At 72.2% G+C, this 14,873-nt stretch carries 11 protein-coding genes and 1 pseudogene; 2 read left to right on the forward strand and 10 right to left on the reverse strand.

Translation table 11 applies throughout. The features are described 5' to 3' along the window. Window position 1: 1 nt before the first annotated feature. From AW271_RS20365 to AW271_RS20375, 3 genes are read right to left on the reverse strand one after another with little or no spacing between them, the layout of a single operon-like run. Complete coding sequence (locus tag AW271_RS20365) at window positions 2–526, reverse strand: hypothetical protein (protein ID WP_157554419.1); 525 nt, start codon at window positions 524–526, stop codon at window positions 2–4. Continuing rightward, a complete protein-coding gene (locus AW271_RS20370) occupies window positions 523–1,944 on the reverse strand; it encodes an ATP-binding protein (RefSeq protein ID WP_062338967.1) in 1,422 nt (473 codons plus the stop codon). Before AW271_RS20370 ends, AW271_RS20365 begins: the two co-directional genes overlap by 4 nt. 7 nt (window positions 1,945–1,951) lie before the next feature. After that, window positions 1,952–2,626 carry a response regulator gene (locus tag AW271_RS20375; RefSeq protein WP_062338968.1) on the reverse strand — a complete coding sequence of 225 codons (675 nt, stop codon included), beginning with the start codon at window positions 2,624–2,626 and terminating at the stop codon, window positions 1,952–1,954. 328 nt (window positions 2,627–2,954) lie between these two features. On the opposite strand from AW271_RS20375, the gene AW271_RS20380 reads away from it, so the two are divergent. Beyond that, window positions 2,955–3,587 (forward strand): aggregation-promoting factor C-terminal-like domain-containing protein, encoded by a 633-nt coding sequence (locus tag AW271_RS20380; RefSeq protein ID WP_245653124.1) that lies wholly within the window; start codon window positions 2,955–2,957, stop codon window positions 3,585–3,587. A 66-nt stretch (window positions 3,588–3,653) separates the two neighbouring features. After that, window positions 3,654–5,552 carry a glycosyltransferase family 2 protein gene (locus AW271_RS20385; RefSeq protein WP_083976908.1) on the forward strand — a complete coding sequence of 633 codons (1,899 nt, stop codon included), beginning with the start codon at window positions 3,654–3,656 and terminating at the stop codon, window positions 5,550–5,552. Here the strand turns inward: AW271_RS20385 and AW271_RS20390 are convergent. From AW271_RS20390 to AW271_RS20430, 7 genes and pseudogenes are all read right to left on the reverse strand, one after another. After that, window positions 5,549–6,541, reverse strand: a complete 993-nt coding sequence (locus AW271_RS20390; RefSeq protein WP_062338971.1) for an alpha/beta fold hydrolase — start codon at window positions 6,539–6,541, stop codon at window positions 5,549–5,551. The genes AW271_RS20385 and AW271_RS20390 overlap by 4 nt on opposite strands. A 52-nt stretch (window positions 6,542–6,593) precedes the next feature. After that, entirely contained in the window at window positions 6,594–8,453 is a 1,860-nt protein-coding gene (locus tag AW271_RS20395; protein ID WP_062338972.1) for a helix-turn-helix domain-containing protein, read from the reverse strand. After that, on the reverse strand, window positions 8,454–9,218 hold the full coding sequence (locus AW271_RS20400) for a 3-hydroxybutyrate dehydrogenase (protein ID WP_062338973.1): 765 nt from the start codon (window positions 9,216–9,218) through the stop codon (window positions 8,454–8,456). A gap of 11 nt (window positions 9,219–9,229) precedes the next feature. Beyond that, window positions 9,230–10,669, reverse strand: coding sequence for a class II fumarate hydratase (locus AW271_RS20405; protein WP_083976911.1), 1,440 nt, complete (start codon window positions 10,667–10,669; stop codon window positions 9,230–9,232). Window positions 10,670–10,701: 32 nt separating this feature from the next. Then, complete coding sequence (locus tag AW271_RS42425) at window positions 10,702–11,778, reverse strand: serine/threonine kinase C-terminal domain-containing protein (protein WP_245653125.1); 1,077 nt, start codon at window positions 11,776–11,778, stop codon at window positions 10,702–10,704. A gap of 1,158 nt (window positions 11,779–12,936) precedes the next feature. Then, window positions 12,937–13,656 (reverse strand): annotated as a pseudogene (locus AW271_RS43170) (serine/threonine-protein kinase); the annotation flags it as partial. A gap of 289 nt (window positions 13,657–13,945) precedes the next feature. Beyond that, window positions 13,946–14,866, reverse strand: coding sequence for a serine/threonine-protein kinase (locus AW271_RS20430; protein ID WP_245653128.1), 921 nt, complete (start codon window positions 14,864–14,866; stop codon window positions 13,946–13,948). Window positions 14,867–14,873 lie beyond the last annotated feature (7 nt).

Here is a 14,873-nt window from a genome sequence, read left to right on the forward strand (position 1 = left end):
ACTAACGGGGAAGTTGCCGGCCCGGGGCCGCGAGGTGCCAGAAATCGCGGCAGGTGTGCTCACCGTAGGACACCGGGCCGGTGACGTCGGTCCTGGTGATCGTGACGGCCCAGATGTCCTGCCGCTGCCGCATGGCGGTGCAGGTCATCTGGGCCTGCGCCGTCTTGGTGACCGGCCGTCCGCCGTTGACGAACAGCGACAACCGGAAGCCGTCGGCGTTGTCGGGGTCGTTGCGGACCGTGCCGAAGCGGGTGAGCTGGCTGGTCTGCCACGACAGGCCGGTGAGCTGGGTGGTGAGGCCGGCGGTCGAGCGGGCGCCCGCCTCGAACAGGGCGGCCATCACGTTGTCCATCGAGTGTGAGGCGACCGCGACGCTGCTGGGCTCCAGCTTGCCGTCACGCAGCAGGTAGACCGTCGCGACGGCCGCCTTGGGGCTGATCACCGGCGGCGGGCCGCCGTCCTGGACGCCCGTCGGGGTGACCCCGCACGCGGCGACCAGCATCAGGACTGGGAGCAGTTTCCTCATGGGCGCGGTATCCACAACGTGAACTGGGTGCCGGGGTCGGCGAGCTTGACGGTGATCGTGCCGCGGTGGAGTTCGGCGTTGGCCTTGGCGATCGACAGGCCGAGGCCGCTGCCGCCCGAGCGGGCCCGGTTGGCGCCGGTCTTGAAGAAGCGGTCGAAGACGTGCGGCAGGTCCTCGCGGGGGATGCCGGCGCCGTGGTCCCTGACGCGGACCTCCAGGCCGCTGGGCAGCACCTTGGCGGTCACCGTCACCGGACGTTCGCCGTGCTTGAGGGCGTTGCCGACCAGGTTGGCGACGATCACGTCGAAGCGGCGCGGGTCGAGCTGGTAGGTCAGGCCCTCGGGCACCCGCAGGGTCACCTGGTCGGTCCAGCCGCGGATCTCCAGGCACTCGGTCAGCTCGTCGCCGACGTCGACGGTCTCGCGCCGGAGCACGGCCGCGCCGGAGTCGAAGCGGCTGACCTCGATCAGGTCGTCGACCAGCGAGCGCAGCCGCTCGATCTCGGCGACCACCAGGTGGACCGCCTGCCCGGCGTCGGGCGGCAGGCGTTCGGCCTCGTCGGAGAGCATGTCGGTGACGGCGGTCATGGTGGTCAGCGGGGTGCGCAGCTCGTGGGAGACGTCGGCGACGAACCGCCGCGACATGGCCTCCAGCGTCGAGAGCTCCTGGACGGTCTGCTCCAGCGCCTGCGCCGTCTCGTTGAACGTGGCGGTGAGCTCGGCCAGTTCGTCGCGGCCGTGGACCGGGAGCCGGGTGTCGAGCTTGCCGGCGCCCAGGGCGCGGGCGGCCTCGCCGAGGCGGCGTACCGGGAGAAGGACCTGGCGGGCCGACAGCAGCGCGACGGTGAGCGCGATGACCAGGGTGAGCGAGCCGGCCTGGAGCAGGGCGGCGCGCAGGTTGGCGAGCACCCGGTCGACGTCGGTCATGGAGACGAACACGAAGATCGACATGCCGGTGGAGCGGACCGCGCCGCTGCCGGTCTGGCGTTTGACGTCGGTGCCGACCACGAGGGTCGGCTGGTCGGCGATGGTCATGGTCCGGTAGGCGATCCGGGTGCGCGCGGCGGCCCGCAGGTCGTCGGGGATGTCGGCCGGGGTGACCAGCGCGCTCTCGGAGAACCTGGGGGGTTCCTGGCCGTACTCGACGATCACCTGGCGGTCGGGGCCGCTGAGGCTGGCGACGAGGTTGCTGAGGTCGTCGTCGGTGACCGAGGCGTCGTTGGGCCACAGCAGGTCGCTGGTGCCGATGGGGAGGGTCAGCCGGTCCATGGTGTCGCGGACGTCGTCGATCGCGCTCGACTCGGCCCGCCGCAGCAGCTCGCCCCGGACGATCTGGTAGCCGATCCCGGCGACCATGAACGAGGCCGTCACCGCCACGACCGTGAAGGTGACGACGAGCCGCTTGCGCAGACTGCTCACGTAAGGCTCACGGGCCGCTGAAGCGGTAGCCGAACCCCCGCACCGTGTGGATGTAGACGGGGTCGCCCGGGGTGGGCTCGATCTTGGCCCGGATGCGCTGCACGCACGCGTCGACGAGCCGGGAGTCGGCCACGTGGGTGTGGTCCCACACCGAGCGCAGCAGGTAGCGCCGGTTGAGCACCTGGCCGGGGTGGCGCACGAGTTCGAGCAGCAGCCGCAGCTCGGTCGGGGTGAGGTGGACCTCGCGGCCGTCGAGGGTGACCTTGAGCGCGCCGCGGTCGATCATCAGGTCGCCGAAGGTGATCCGGTCGGTGGACGCCGACTCCATGCGGCGCAGGATCGCCCGGATGCGGGCGTCGAGCACGCGCGGCTCGACCGGCTTGACCACGTAGTCGTCGGCGCCGGCCTCCAGGCCGACCACCACGTCGAGGTCGTCGCCCAGCGCGGTCAGCAGGATGATCGGCAGCGAGTCGAGTTTGCGGATGCGCCGGCAGACCTCCACGCCGTCGATCCCGGGCAGCATCACGTCGAGGATGACGATCTCGGGCCGCCGCGCGCGGATGTGCTCCAGGGCCTCCTCGCCCGTGCCGAACGCGGTGATCGAGTGACCCTGGCGGGCGAGCGCGAGCTCCAGTCCGGTCCGGACCGAAGGGTCGTCTTCTACGAGGAGGATGCCTGCCATCCGGTCATTATGCGGCCTTACCGGACCGGAAGAAGCTGGCATAAGGCGACGAAATCGGGTGTGAGCAAAATCACAACAGCGAAGAAAGTGCTTGTTAGACCCCTTTGTCTAAAGAAGTGGTCAAGCGGGTTTCGCGAATCGGTTGCGGACCACCCACCCCCGCACGGCAAGCTCATAGGTCGTGAGTTCTGGTCAGCCTGTCAGGGAACGCCGCCCCGGGGCCCGTCGTGCCCGCCGGTCCGCGTCGCCGACGACACCCCCGCCGCCGCCGTCCCAGCCGAGGCTGTCGGAAGAGCCTCCGCCGCCCCCGAAACGGCCCAAGGGGCCGTTGTTCACCCCCAAGCGCCTGGTGATCACCGGCGTGACGGTCGCTCTGATCGCCGGGTTCACCACCTTCCTGGTCCGCACCGCGATCGACAACGCCAACCAGCCGAAGACGCCGATCGACATCCTCGGGTTCAACCCCGACATCATCGGCAACGACCCCCGGATCGACGCGCTCAAGGCCGACGCCGCCTCGGCGATGCAGGAGGAGAAGCTCGCCAGCGGCCGTGAGGGCCGCAAGCCCTTCGGTCCCGACGACAGCGTCGAGATCCCGAAGGAGGCGCCCGGCGGCGGCGGTTTCCTGCCGGCCGACTTCCCGCCCGGCTCCTCGCCCGACCCCGGCTCCAACAAGGCCCTCGGCAAGCAGATGAACGCCGCCATGGGCTGGGAGGGCGAGTGGGGCTGCCTGGAGAAGTTGTGGGACAAGGAGAGCCACTGGAACGAGCGGGCGATGAACCGCTACTCCGGGGCCTACGGCATCCCGCAGTCGCTGCCCGGCAGCAAGATGGCCAGCGCGGGCTCCGACTGGCAGACCAACCCGGCCACCCAGATCAAGTGGGGTCTGGGCTACATCAAGGGCCGTTACGGCTCACCTTGTGGCGCCTGGGGGCACAGCCAGCGGGTGGGCTGGTACTAGGTAAGGAATGGCCATCCTTCGGCAAGGCTGATCAGCGCCTTGGCGCATCCCCCGCACGCTGGGGGGATGCGCCAAGGGCTGAAAGTCTCCGTCGCGGTCCCTGTCGGAAATGCCGGGCCCGCCAGCGACTCGTTCGACGCGTGCGTGCGCTCGCTGCTGGAGCTCCCGCCGGACGAGTACGAAGTGATCTTCGCCGACGACGGGTCGACCGACGGGACCCGTAAGCGCCTCGACGCCCTCGCGGCCACGCGGTCGAACGTGCGGGTGCTGCACCTCGACCGCACCGGCGATCCGGCCCGGGGCCGCAACGCCGCGTTGTCGGTGGCGCTGGGCGAGTTCGTGTTCCTGATGAACGCGCACGACCGGCTGGAGCCGGGCGCGCTGCAGCGGCTGTTCGAGCGGGCCAAGGAGACCGAGGCCGACGTGCTGGTCGGGCGGCTGAGCGGCGACGGGCCCGTCGCCGCCGCGTTCACCCGCGACCGCGACCGGGCCGACCTGCTCCGCGACCGGCTGCTCACCGCCGTGACCGCGCACAAGCTGTTCCGGCGCGAGTTCCTGGAGACCCACCAGCTCCGCTTCGCCGACCGCGCGCTGTCGGAGCAGGCGTTCGTGTTGCGGGCCTACCTGTCGGCGAAGGTGATCGCGGTCGCGGCCGGGCACGTGGTCTGCCACGTCGCGCCGACAGGCGAGGCCGAGCCGGGGGACTGGGACCTCGTCGCCGGGCTGAGCGCGATCATGGACATCGTCGAGGCCCAGACCGAGCCGGGCGGGCAGCGCGACCGCATCGCCGCCCACTTCTTCCGCAGCGTCGCCCTGCGCCGCCTCGGCCCGCCGTTCCTCGGCCTGCCGGCCGAGCGTCAGGAGCTCCTGTACGGCCACCTCAAGGCCATCACCGCCGCCCGGTTCCCCGAGACCCTCGACACCCATCTGCCGGTCCACCTGAGGGCCAGGGCGGCGTTGTTGCGTACCGGGGACACCAAGGGGATCGTCGACCTGGCCGCCGCGGCCCAGGGGACCCGGCTCGACGCCGAGCTGGGCGACCTGCGCTGGGAGGGCCACGTGTTGTCGCTCGCCCTGACGGCCGAGCTGGTCGCCGCCGACGGCACGCCCATGGTGTTCGCGGCCGACGGCGACCGGGTCTGGTGGGTGCCGCCGTCGCGGGTCGACCGGCTCGACCCCGCCCTGCGCGAGATCACCGACGCGGCCGAGGAGGTGCGGATGGAGGTGTACGTCCGCCACTCCGAGACCGGCGAGATGCACTTCCTGCCGGTCACCGGCGAGCTGCGGCGGTTGCCCGTCGAGGGCGGCGTGCGGCTGCGCGCCTCCGGCGACGCCCGGTTCGACGTCGGCACCGCCGCCTTCGGCCGCCCGCTCGACCCGGGCGTGTGGGAGGTGCACGTGCGCATGCGCGGCGTGAACCCGGCCCGGACCCGGGTCATGCGTCCCGACCGGGGGGTCACCTCGGCCGGGATGATGGCCGAGTTCCCCCGGCGGCTCGTGGTGCCGTGCTGGTCGGACAAGGGCGAGCTGAGCGTCTGCGTCGAACCCCGCTCGTTCGCCGAGTCGATCGCGCTGGTCTCCCAGGCGGCCACGGTCTCGGCGCACGACGGCGCGGTGTTCGTGTCGGTCCCGGTGCCCTACGTGCCGCCCAACGGTGGCCCGTCGGCGGAACTGGTGCTGCGCCGGGTCGGCGGCAAGACGGTCGTGGCGCCCGCCCTGATCGAGCCGGGCGAGCCGGGCAAGTTCGCCGGTCAGCTCATCGCCAAGCTGCCCGCCGGGCGCGGTGGCCTCACCCGGGGGGTCTGGCGGCCCAAGCTGCGCATGGACGGCAGCCTCGTCGACCTCCGCTTCGCGGTCGAGACGCAGCGCGGCAGGGCGGTCGTGCGGACGCTGGAGACCCCGCGCCCGCCCACCGGCTGGAAGCGCATGACCGACTCGCTCAAGCGGCGTTACGGAATGCTCTAACCCAGGTGCTTGCGGAGCGCCTCGCGGAACTCCTCGGGCTTCTCGATGTGCGGGCTGTGGCCGCAGTCGTCGATGACGACCTCGGTGTGGTTCCCGTACGCCTCCAGGAACGCCCTGGTCTGGCCGATCATCGGCTGGGCCGGGATGCCAGGGGAGCCGGGGATCGCGCCGAGGGCGCCCAGGTGGGCCAGGTCGAACAGCGAGGCGTCCGAGACGATCACGTCGTCGGCGCCGCGCAGCCACAGGATCGGCGGCTTCGGGTCGACGCCGCTCAGGTCGATGCGGAAGTGCGCGGGCGACAGGGTGTTCAGCACGCCCCGGGTGCCGGGCCCGACACCGGGCCAGTTGTCCGAGGGGGCCGCGTCGCCCGGGTAGTGGTCGTCGCCGATGCGGGTGGTCAGCATCGAGGCGACCCAGCGCTCCTCGCCGGGCACGGGGTTCTTCACGTACGTCGTGCGGAAGACCCGCAACGGTGTCACCGGGCCGTCGCCGGTGTCGCCGTTGGCCAGGGCCGAGACGAAGTCGGGGTTGGCGCCGCCGGCGCCGCTGCCCGCGTGGTCGGCGTGGGTGACCGTGCCCGCGACGTCGTGGGTGCCGCCGAAGCCGTACGGCGAGACCGGGTTGACCAGCGTCACGCTCGCCACGACCGACGGGCGGTCCATGAGCGCCTGGAGCACCACGCCGCCGCCCAGGCTCCAGCCGACCAGGTGCACCCGGTCGATCTCCAGCGCGTCGAGCAGCGCCAGCACATCGTCGCTGTAGTCGCGCACCCCGCGCGAGGCGTCGACCGGCTCGGGGTCGGTGTCGCCGAAGCCGCGCAGGTCGACCGCGAGCGGCCGGTGGGTGGCGGCGAACGCCGTGAGGGTGTCCTCCCAGAAGGCGCCGGACGACACATTGCCGTGCACGAACAGCACCGCTTCGCCCTCGGCGCCGGGCACCGACCGGACGTTCTGCGTCAACCTCGCGGTGCTGATTCGTTCCATGTTCATGCTCACAACCTAGGGAGTGACGCCCATCACAACCATGGGCGTACCGCACATATCACCGGCCGCCCGGATGGCGGAAGGCGCTACCGAGCCGCAGCGCGAGCTGGATCTCCAGCGCCCGCTCCGGCTCCTGCCAGTCGTCGCCGAGCAGCCGCCTGATCCGGTCGAGCCGCTGGGTGACCGTGTTGACGTGGATGTGCAGGGCCTCGGCGGTCCTGGTCAGCTGCCCGCCGCAGGCGAAGTAGGCGACCAGGGTCTGGACGAGCTGGGTGCCCTTCTTCTCGTCGTAGTCGCCGACCGCCCCGATCGTGCCGTGCACGAACCCCGCCACGTCGCGTCCCTCGCCGATCACCAGGCCGACGAAGCCGAGTTCGGCCGCGCCCGCGCCGTCGCCCGCCCGGCCGAGCGCCAGCAGGGCCGCCGCGCACCGGCGGGCCTCCTCGTAGGCGGCGGCCACGTCGGACCCCGCCTGCGCCGCGCCCGCGGTGGCCGGCCGGCCCAGGCTGGCCGACAGTTCGGCGGCCACCCGTTTGGCCGTCACGCCCGGTTTGTCGCCCGGGAGCAGCAGCACCACCTCGTCGCCGCGCGCGGTCGCCAGGCCGCCCGTGAGGGCCGCCTCCGACGACGCCCAGAACGCGGCCCGCTCCCGCTGCCCGTCGTGGCTGACGGTCACCAGCACGTGGGGCTCACCCAGGTCGACGCCCAGGCGGCGGGCCCGCTCGGGCAGCCCGGCCAGGTCGGGCCGGGCGATCAGGTCGTCGAGCAGCTCGCCGCGCACCCGGCCCTCGGCGTCGGCCACGCTGCGGCGGAACAGCAGCAGCAGCGCGGTCACCAGGGCGGCCCGCTCCAGGATGCGCCGGTCGGTGTCGGCCACCGGCCCGGCCGTGCGCAGCACCAGCGTGCACAGCGGCGCGCTCTCCGAGCCGCCCACGTCGACCGAGGCGATCAGGTTCCGGCCGCGCTCCACCGACCGGCCCAGCGCCCGGGAGGCCCGCGCGGCGTCGGGCACGGCCGGGTCGACGTCGCCCGGATCGCCCACCAGGGGCTCGCCGGCGCCGTCGAGCACGGTCAGCTTGCCGCCGATGACCTCGGTGACCACCGCCGCGACGTCCTCGACCCCGCCGCCCCGCAGCACCAGGCCGGTCATCCGGTCGTGCGCGTCGGCGGCCCGCTCGATGGCCGTGGAGTGGTTGCGGATCAGCCGGTTGGCCTCGCTCAGCTCGGTCAGCGCGGCCCGGGTCTCCTCCAGCAGCCGCGCGGTGTCGATGGCGACCGAGGCGTGCGCGGCCAGCGACGACAACAACGCGATCTCCTCCCGCGCGAACGGCCGCGCGCCCCGGTCGGCCGCGAACAACACGCCGATGACCTGGCCGCCCAGCCGCAGCGGCACGCCCAGGATCGCCACCAGGCCCTCTTCGGTGACGGCGTCGTCGATCGGGATCGTGTGCCGGAACCGTTCGTCGGCGAAGTAGTCGGAGGTCGCGTATCCCTCGCCCGTCTGGGCCACCAGGCCGCCGAGGCCGGCGCCGAGAGGGAGGCGTACGGAACGGAACCGGGCGGTGATCACGCCGTCGGTGACCCGCATGTACGTGTCGCCCTGCTCGGCGTCGTTGAGCGTCAGGTAGGCCACGTCGGTGCCGAGCAGCCCGCGCGCCCGGCGCACGATGGCGGCCAGGACGGCGTCGATGTCACGCAGGCCCGCGAGGTCCTTGGCGGTGTCGAACAGCGCCGACAACTCCGCCTCGCGGCGGGCCCGGCGGCGCATCACGGCCCTGATCCGCAGCGCGGCGACCTTCTCGCGCTCCAGCTCCTCCAGCGTGGCCGGGTCGGCGCCGGCCGCCCGCGCCTGCAGCACCGGCCCCTCGAACTCGACGGCCGAGGCCTCCCTGGCCAGCAGTTCCAGGAAGACGTTCATCTATCGCGCGCTCCAGCCTCCGTCGAGTGGAATGGACACCCCCGTGATGAACGATCCCGCAGGGCCGCACAGATAGGCGACCATCTCGGCCACCTCTTCGGGTTCGACCAGCCGTTTGATCGCGGCCGGTTGCAACATGATGCGCTCGACGACCTCTTCGGGCGAGATCCGGTGCGCCTCCGCCTGCGCGGCGATCTGGTTCTCGACGAGCGGCGTGCGCACGTAGGCCGGGCAGACACAGGTCGAGGTGATCCCGTAGGGCGCCCCTTCGAGGGCGATCACCTTCGACAGCCCTTCGAGGGCGTGCTTGGCCGTCACGTAGGCCACCTTGAACGGCGAGGCCCGCAGCCCGTGCACCGAGGAGATGTTCACCACCCGGCCGAACCGGTTCTCCTTCATGGACGACATCGCCGCGCGCACCAGCCGGAAGGGCGCCTCCACCTGCACCGACAGGAGACGGGAGAAGACCTCCGGCGGGAACTCCTCGATGGGTGCGACGTGCTGGAACCCGGCGTTGTTGACGATCACGTCGGCCCGGGCCGCGTGCTCGATGAGCGGCCCGTCCTCGTAGGCGGCCGGATCGGCCAGGTCGGCCGTGACCGCGACGCCTCCGATCATGGCCGCGGTCTCGGCCGCCTCGTGTTCCCGCAGGTCGGCGACGACCACGTGGGCCCCCGCCGCCGCCAGCCTGATCGCGCACGCCCGTCCGATGCCGCTGCCCGCGCCCGTCACCAGGGCCGTCCGCCCGGCGAGGTCTTTCGTCATGTGACCCGAATCTACGGGGTGGGTTCCCCGCCGCCCATGTGGGGATCCGACATAACGGCCTTTTCGGGTATGTGCCCGGTCATGGGGAGCACGTCGAGGAGGTCGTCCAGCTGTTCCTCGGTGAGCGTGCCATTGGCGACGTGCCCTCGCTGGACGACGACCTCCCGGATGGTCTTCCGCTCCTGGAGCGCCTGCTTCGCGATGCGGGCGGCCTCCTCGTAGCCGACGTACCGGTTCAGCGGGGTGACGATCGAGGGGGACGACTCGGCGTACTCCCGCAGCCGGTCGGCGTTGGCCGTGACGCCGCGCACGCAGCGGTCGGCCAGCAGCCGCGACACGTTCCCGAGCAGCCTGATCGACTCCAGCAGGTTCCGCGCGATCACCGGCATCTGCACGTTCAGCTCGAACGAGCCCGACGCCCCCGCCATGGTGATCGTCGCGTCGTTCCCGACGACCTGCGCGGCGACCATCGTCACCGCCTCGGGCACGACCGGGTTGACCTTCCCCGGCATGATCGACGACCCCGGCTGGAGGTCGGGCAGGTTGAGCTCGCCCAGCCCCGTCCGCGGCCCCGACCCCATCCACCGCAGGTCATTGGCGATCTTGTTGAGCGAGACCGCGATCGTCTTCAGCACCCCCGACGCCTCGACGAGGGCGTCACGCGCCCCCTGGGCCTCGAAGTGGTTCCTGGCCTCGGTGAACGGCAGGCCGGTGGCGCGGGAGATCTCCGCGATCACCTTCCCGGCCCACTCGCGGTCGGGGGTGTTGACGCCGGTGCCGACGGCGGTCCCGCCCAGCGGCAACTCGGCCACCCTCGGGAGGGCCGACTGCAGCCGCTCGATGCCGAGCTCGATCTGGGCGGCGTACCCGCCGAACTCCTGGCCGAGGGTGACCGGGGTGGCGTCCATGAGATGGGTCCGTCCCGACTTCACCACCTCGGCGAACTCGACGGACTTCGACTCCAGCGCGGTGGCCAGATGTTCCAGCGCCGGGGTGAGGTTCCTCGTCAGCTCGATCACGGCGGCGACGTGGATGGAGGAGGGGAACACGTCGTTGGACGACTGCGCGGCGTTGACGTGGTCGTTCGGGTGCACCGCCCGCCCCAGCCGCTCCTCGGCCAGCGTCGCGATCACCTCGTTGGCGTTCATGTTCGACGAGGTGCCCGAGCCGGTCTGGAAGACGTCGACCGGGAAGTGCTCGTCCCACTTGTTCGCGGCCACCTCACCGGCCGCCTCGGCGATCACCGCCGCCATGTCGGCCTCCAGCAGGCCGTAGGAGGCGTTCACCACGGCCGCGGCGGCCTTGACCGTGCCCAGCGCGGAGATGTGCGCCGGCTCCAGCCCCCGGCCGGAGACCGGGAAGTTCTCCACCGCACGCTGCGTCTGCGCCCGCCACTTGGCGAGATCGGGGACCTCGACCTCGCCCATGGAGTCATGCTCGATGCGCGTCATACCCCCAGTCTGTCCTCAGACGGGCGGATGATTCAGCCGGGGTGCCGCTGGAACCGGAACGAGGCGAAAACGGCGTCCCGCTGCTTCTTGGACTTGGCCCACTGCGCTTCGGGAACCGCGTAGTAGATCGCGAACGCCCCTTCGTCGGGCACGTCGACCCACCGGGCCACGACGTGGACCAGCCCGGTCTTGCCCTCGTAGGCGTACTCCCACTCGGCCGTGTCGGCCCCCTTGTAAGGGGAGGTCTCCAGCGGCGCGATCCGGATGAGCTCGTAGCCGTCATAGGGCTGCTTCGCCTCGGCGGCCTCGATCGACTTCAGCAGATCGGTGGTGATCTGAACCCTGGCCACCCGGATGGTGGCCTTGCCCTTGGCCGAGAAGGAGACCTGGGTTCCCTTCTCTGTACGGATGAAGCCCGCCGGAACGTCGATGGTGTACCCCTCGCCCTGCTGCCGCTCGGTGCCCTTGGCGGCAGCCGGGGCCGGAGGCTCCGGCGGGTAGGTGGCCGCAGTGGGGCTGGGCGGGATGATCCGCCCGGCGGTCCTGACCGGCGCGGCCGAGTTGGCCCCGAACGCCGAGACGGCCACGACGGCCAGCGCCACGAACGCGACGAACGCCAGCACCAGCAGCAGGACCAGCCGGCCCTTGCCCTTCGGCTTGGTGGCCGGAGGGGGCGGGGTGCGCTGCATCGAGAAGATGTCGGTGCCCAGACCCCGGGGGACGGCCTGGGTGACGTTGGGATCGGGCTCGGGGTAGGGCTGGGCGTGGGGGAAGCCGGGGCCCGGGGGAGGTTGCGGCGGCGGGTAGTTGGCGGGCGGCGGAGCCCAGTGCTGCTGCGGGGGTTGTGGCGGGTGGGGCGGCAACGGGAGGGCCGAGGGGGGAGTGGCGTCGGTGTCGACGTCGAGACGACGGGCGCCGGGGTCGGGCGGGTAGACGCGCCTGCCGGGGAGCTGGCCTTGGACGACGGTGACGTCGTCGGCCAGACCGGCGGGGTCGGATTTGACGACGACGACGGTCTGGTCATCGGAGACGGCGGGCCGGCGGAAACGAGTGGCATCGGGATCCTCGAAGTCCGCGGACCCAGGCCCACCAACGCCGGAGCCACCCACGCCGGAGCCACCGACGCCGGGACCGCCAGCACCTCGGCCTGCGGCACTGGGACCTGCGATGCCCGGACCTGCGGCGCGTGGGCTGCCTGCGCCTGGCGCACCTGCGACCGGTCCACCTGCACCCGGGCCACTTCCGCCGGTGCCACCTGCTCCAGGGTGGGCATTTGCTGAATCCGGCCAACCGGCAGGACCCTGACTATCTGCTGCGCCTGGCCCATGTGGGGAACCCGGAGCGCCGGAGGGGCGCGAGCTCACGAAGCCGGATACCGAAACATCGGGACCTGCCCACGTGGGGTGAACGTCTGCGGCGAAGTCGCTTGGGACTCCGCCTGCTGGTGGGGCTCCGGCTCCAGATCCGGAAATTTCGGCATCTGGGGTGGCCGTGTGGCCGCCTGATCCCCAACCCGGCTGGCCAGAGCCCGGCCCCGCAGAACCCGGAGCGCCAGCACCCGGTCCGCCAGCACCCGGTCCGCCAGCACCCGGTCCACCAGCACCCGGTCCACCAGAACCTGGAGCGTCAGAGCCCGGGGCGCCCAAACTTGGGCCGCCGGAACCGGGAGCGCCGGAGACGGGTGCGATCGAGCCAAGGCCGCCCGACTCCCGACTGCCGGAACCAGGGCCACCGGAACCAGGGCCACCAGCTACCGAAATTTCGGGATCTGGGGTCGGCGCGCCACGTTCCTGCGCCCGTCCGCCACGTCCCGAGGGAGTGCCCGCGTCGCCTGCTCCCGCGCCTGGCCTTCCCCCGTCCACGTCATATGGCGTGATCCCGAGATGGCTGCCGCCGGGACCCGGAGTCGCCGGGCCGGCAGGCCGGGGTGCCCCTGGATGCCCGCCGCCCGGAGTCGCGCCTCCCCGTCCGGAAACCTCGGAAGCGGGTGTGGGCGTCGTCGTCCGGTTCGGGTCTGGCGGGGCCGCAGCGCTGCCCAGCACCGGCCGGGGGACGCCGAACGGGCGGTCGACGCTCGGGTCGCGGCCGCTGTCTCCGTAGGGCGAGACCGCGTCGGGGGCGAAGGCCCCGCCGGTCGGCCTGGGGGCGGCCGTCGTCGGGAACTGGGTCATCGTCGGGGTGTCGGCGACGGCGCGGAGCAGGACTGAGGCGCGTTCGGCCGTGATGCGCTTCGTGTGGTCCTTCTCCAGCATCGCCTCCAGGACCGGCCGCAGCTGGCCGGCGTTCCTGGGCGGGTCGCACACCTCGGTCATCAGGGCGGCCAGGGTCTCGGCGATCGAGCGGCGTTCGTACGCCGGCCGGGCCTCCACCGCGAAATAGAGGGTCGCGCCCAACGACCACAGGTCGGATTCCGGCCCGGTGTAGTCGCCCCGGGCCCGCTCGGGGGCCGTGTAGCCGGGAGAGCCGATGACCATGCCGGTCTGGGTCAGGGCCGAGTCGCCGCGGGACTTGGCGATGCCGAAGTCGGTCAGGACCACCCGCCCCGAGTGGGTGATCAGCACGTTGCTCGGCTTCACGTCGCGGTGCAGGATGTCGGACGCGTGGGCGGCGCGCAGGGCGCCCAGCAGGTCGGCGCCGATCTCGGCGACCAGGCGGGGCGGGAGCGGGCCGTCCTCGTCCACGACCTGTTCGAGGGAGCGGCCCTCGACGAGTTCCATGATGATCCACGGCACGCCGCCGACCTCGATGGCGTCGAAGATCGTCGCGACGGAGGGGTGGTGGACGCGCGCGGCGGCGCGGCCTTCGCGGATCATGCGTTCGCGGAGTTCGGTGCGCTGCTCCTGGGTCAGCCCGGGATCCTGGCGGATCTCCTTGACCGCCACGTCACGCCCCAGCGTCCGGTCGACGGCACGCCAGACGGTGCCCATCGTGCCGCGCCCGAGGGGAGATATCAGTTCGTAGCGCTCGGCCAGCAGCCTGCTCTGCATGACTAGAAAGATAGCGTCCTAGGCCTTGAGGAACGCTTTAGGTTCACTTGCGAAATTTCTTCGGCCAGAACCGCCGGGGCAGCACTATCCGGACGAAGTTCCAGAAGCTCCGGGTCAGCGGGCCGATGGGTGCGTCGTAGGTGGCCGGCTTCCGGTGTGAGCCTTCGGCCGGCCGGCGTCGCTGCGCCGGGACGGGCACCGCCTGGAACTCCCCGGTCGGGTGGGGCTCGCGGGGGAAGACGTGGGGGCTCTGCGGCCTCGGGACGGCCGGGCGGTTGTCGGCCCGGTGCTAGCCCCGATGGGGCGGCTTGCGGACGGGCGGCGGTGCGAACGCGGGCGGCGGCGACGGCCTGACCGGGGGCCGGTGCACCGCGATGGGCTCCTCGGCCGTGCCGCCCGCGGCGATCCTGGCCAGCATCAACGCGGCCCGCACGCCGTCGAGCCGGACCGCCGGGTCGATCTGCAGCAGGCCGCGGAGCACGGGGGCCAGCGCGCCGGCGTTGTCCATCGGTATGGGGGCGCCGCTCGTGAGGGCGGCCAGCGCGGCGGCGGCGGTGCGGCGGCCGTGGAGGCCCCGGCCTTCGACGGCGGTGTAGAGGGTGGCCCCGAGCGACCACAGATCGGCGGCGGGGGACGCCTTGTCACCCAGGACGCGCTCGGGCGCGATGTAACCGGCGGAGCCCAGGACGATGCCCGCCTGGGTAATGGAAACGTCACCTTCGAGTGCGGCCAGTCCGAAGTCGGTGAGCACCGCCCGGTCGTCGGTGACGAGCACGTTGCTGGGCTTCACGTCGCGGTGGAGGATGCCCTTCGCGTGGACGGCGCGCAGCGCGCCGAGCACCTGCCGGCCGATCTCGGCGACCCTGATGGGGTGTTGCGGGCCCTGGGCTTTGACCAGCTCTTCGAGCGACTGGGCCTTCAGCAGCTCCATGACGATCCACGGGCGGTCGTCTTCGGTGACGACGTCGTAGACGGTGATCACCGAGGGGTGGGCGACCATCGCGGTGGCCCGGCCTTCGCGTTCGGTGCGGGCGCACAGCTCGGCCCGCAGTTCCTCGTCGAGGACGAGGGGCAGCCGCACCTCCTTGACCGCCACATCGCGGTCGAGAAGCTCGTCACGCGCACGCCACACCGTGCCCATGCCGCCGCGGCCTACCGGCTGGAGGAGCCGGTAGCGCGCGGCTAACTGGTATCCGGACGGCGCACGCATGGGTGGC

This window comes from Herbidospora sakaeratensis, assembly GCF_001570525.1.
Classification (GTDB): Bacteria; Actinomycetota; Actinomycetes; order Streptosporangiales; family Streptosporangiaceae; genus Herbidospora; species Herbidospora sakaeratensis.

What these genes read in the sequence shown, in the direction of transcription:
- AW271_RS20365 (WP_157554419.1), bottom strand. Translation starts at nt 526, where the DNA reads ATGAGGAAACTGCTCCCAGTCCTGATGCTGGTCGCCGCGTGCGGGGTC.
- AW271_RS20375 (WP_062338968.1), bottom strand. Translation starts at nt 2,626, where the DNA reads ATGGCAGGCATCCTCCTCGTAGAAGACGACCCTTCGGTCCGGACCGGA.
- AW271_RS20385 (WP_083976908.1), top strand. Translation starts at nt 3,654, where the DNA reads ATGCGCCAAGGGCTGAAAGTCTCCGTCGCGGTCCCTGTCGGAAATGCC.
- AW271_RS20390 (WP_062338971.1), bottom strand. Translation starts at nt 6,541, where the DNA reads ATGAACATGGAACGAATCAGCACCGCGAGGTTGACGCAGAACGTCCGG.
- AW271_RS20395 (WP_062338972.1), bottom strand. Translation starts at nt 8,453, where the DNA reads ATGAACGTCTTCCTGGAACTGCTGGCCAGGGAGGCCTCGGCCGTCGAG.
- AW271_RS20400 (WP_062338973.1), bottom strand. Translation starts at nt 9,218, where the DNA reads ATGACGAAAGACCTCGCCGGGCGGACGGCCCTGGTGACGGGCGCGGGC.
- AW271_RS20405 (WP_083976911.1), bottom strand. Translation starts at nt 10,669, where the DNA reads ATGACGCGCATCGAGCATGACTCCATGGGCGAGGTCGAGGTCCCCGAT.
- AW271_RS20430 (WP_245653128.1), bottom strand. Translation starts at nt 14,866, where the DNA reads ATGCGTGCGCCGTCCGGATACCAGTTAGCCGCGCGCTACCGGCTCCTC.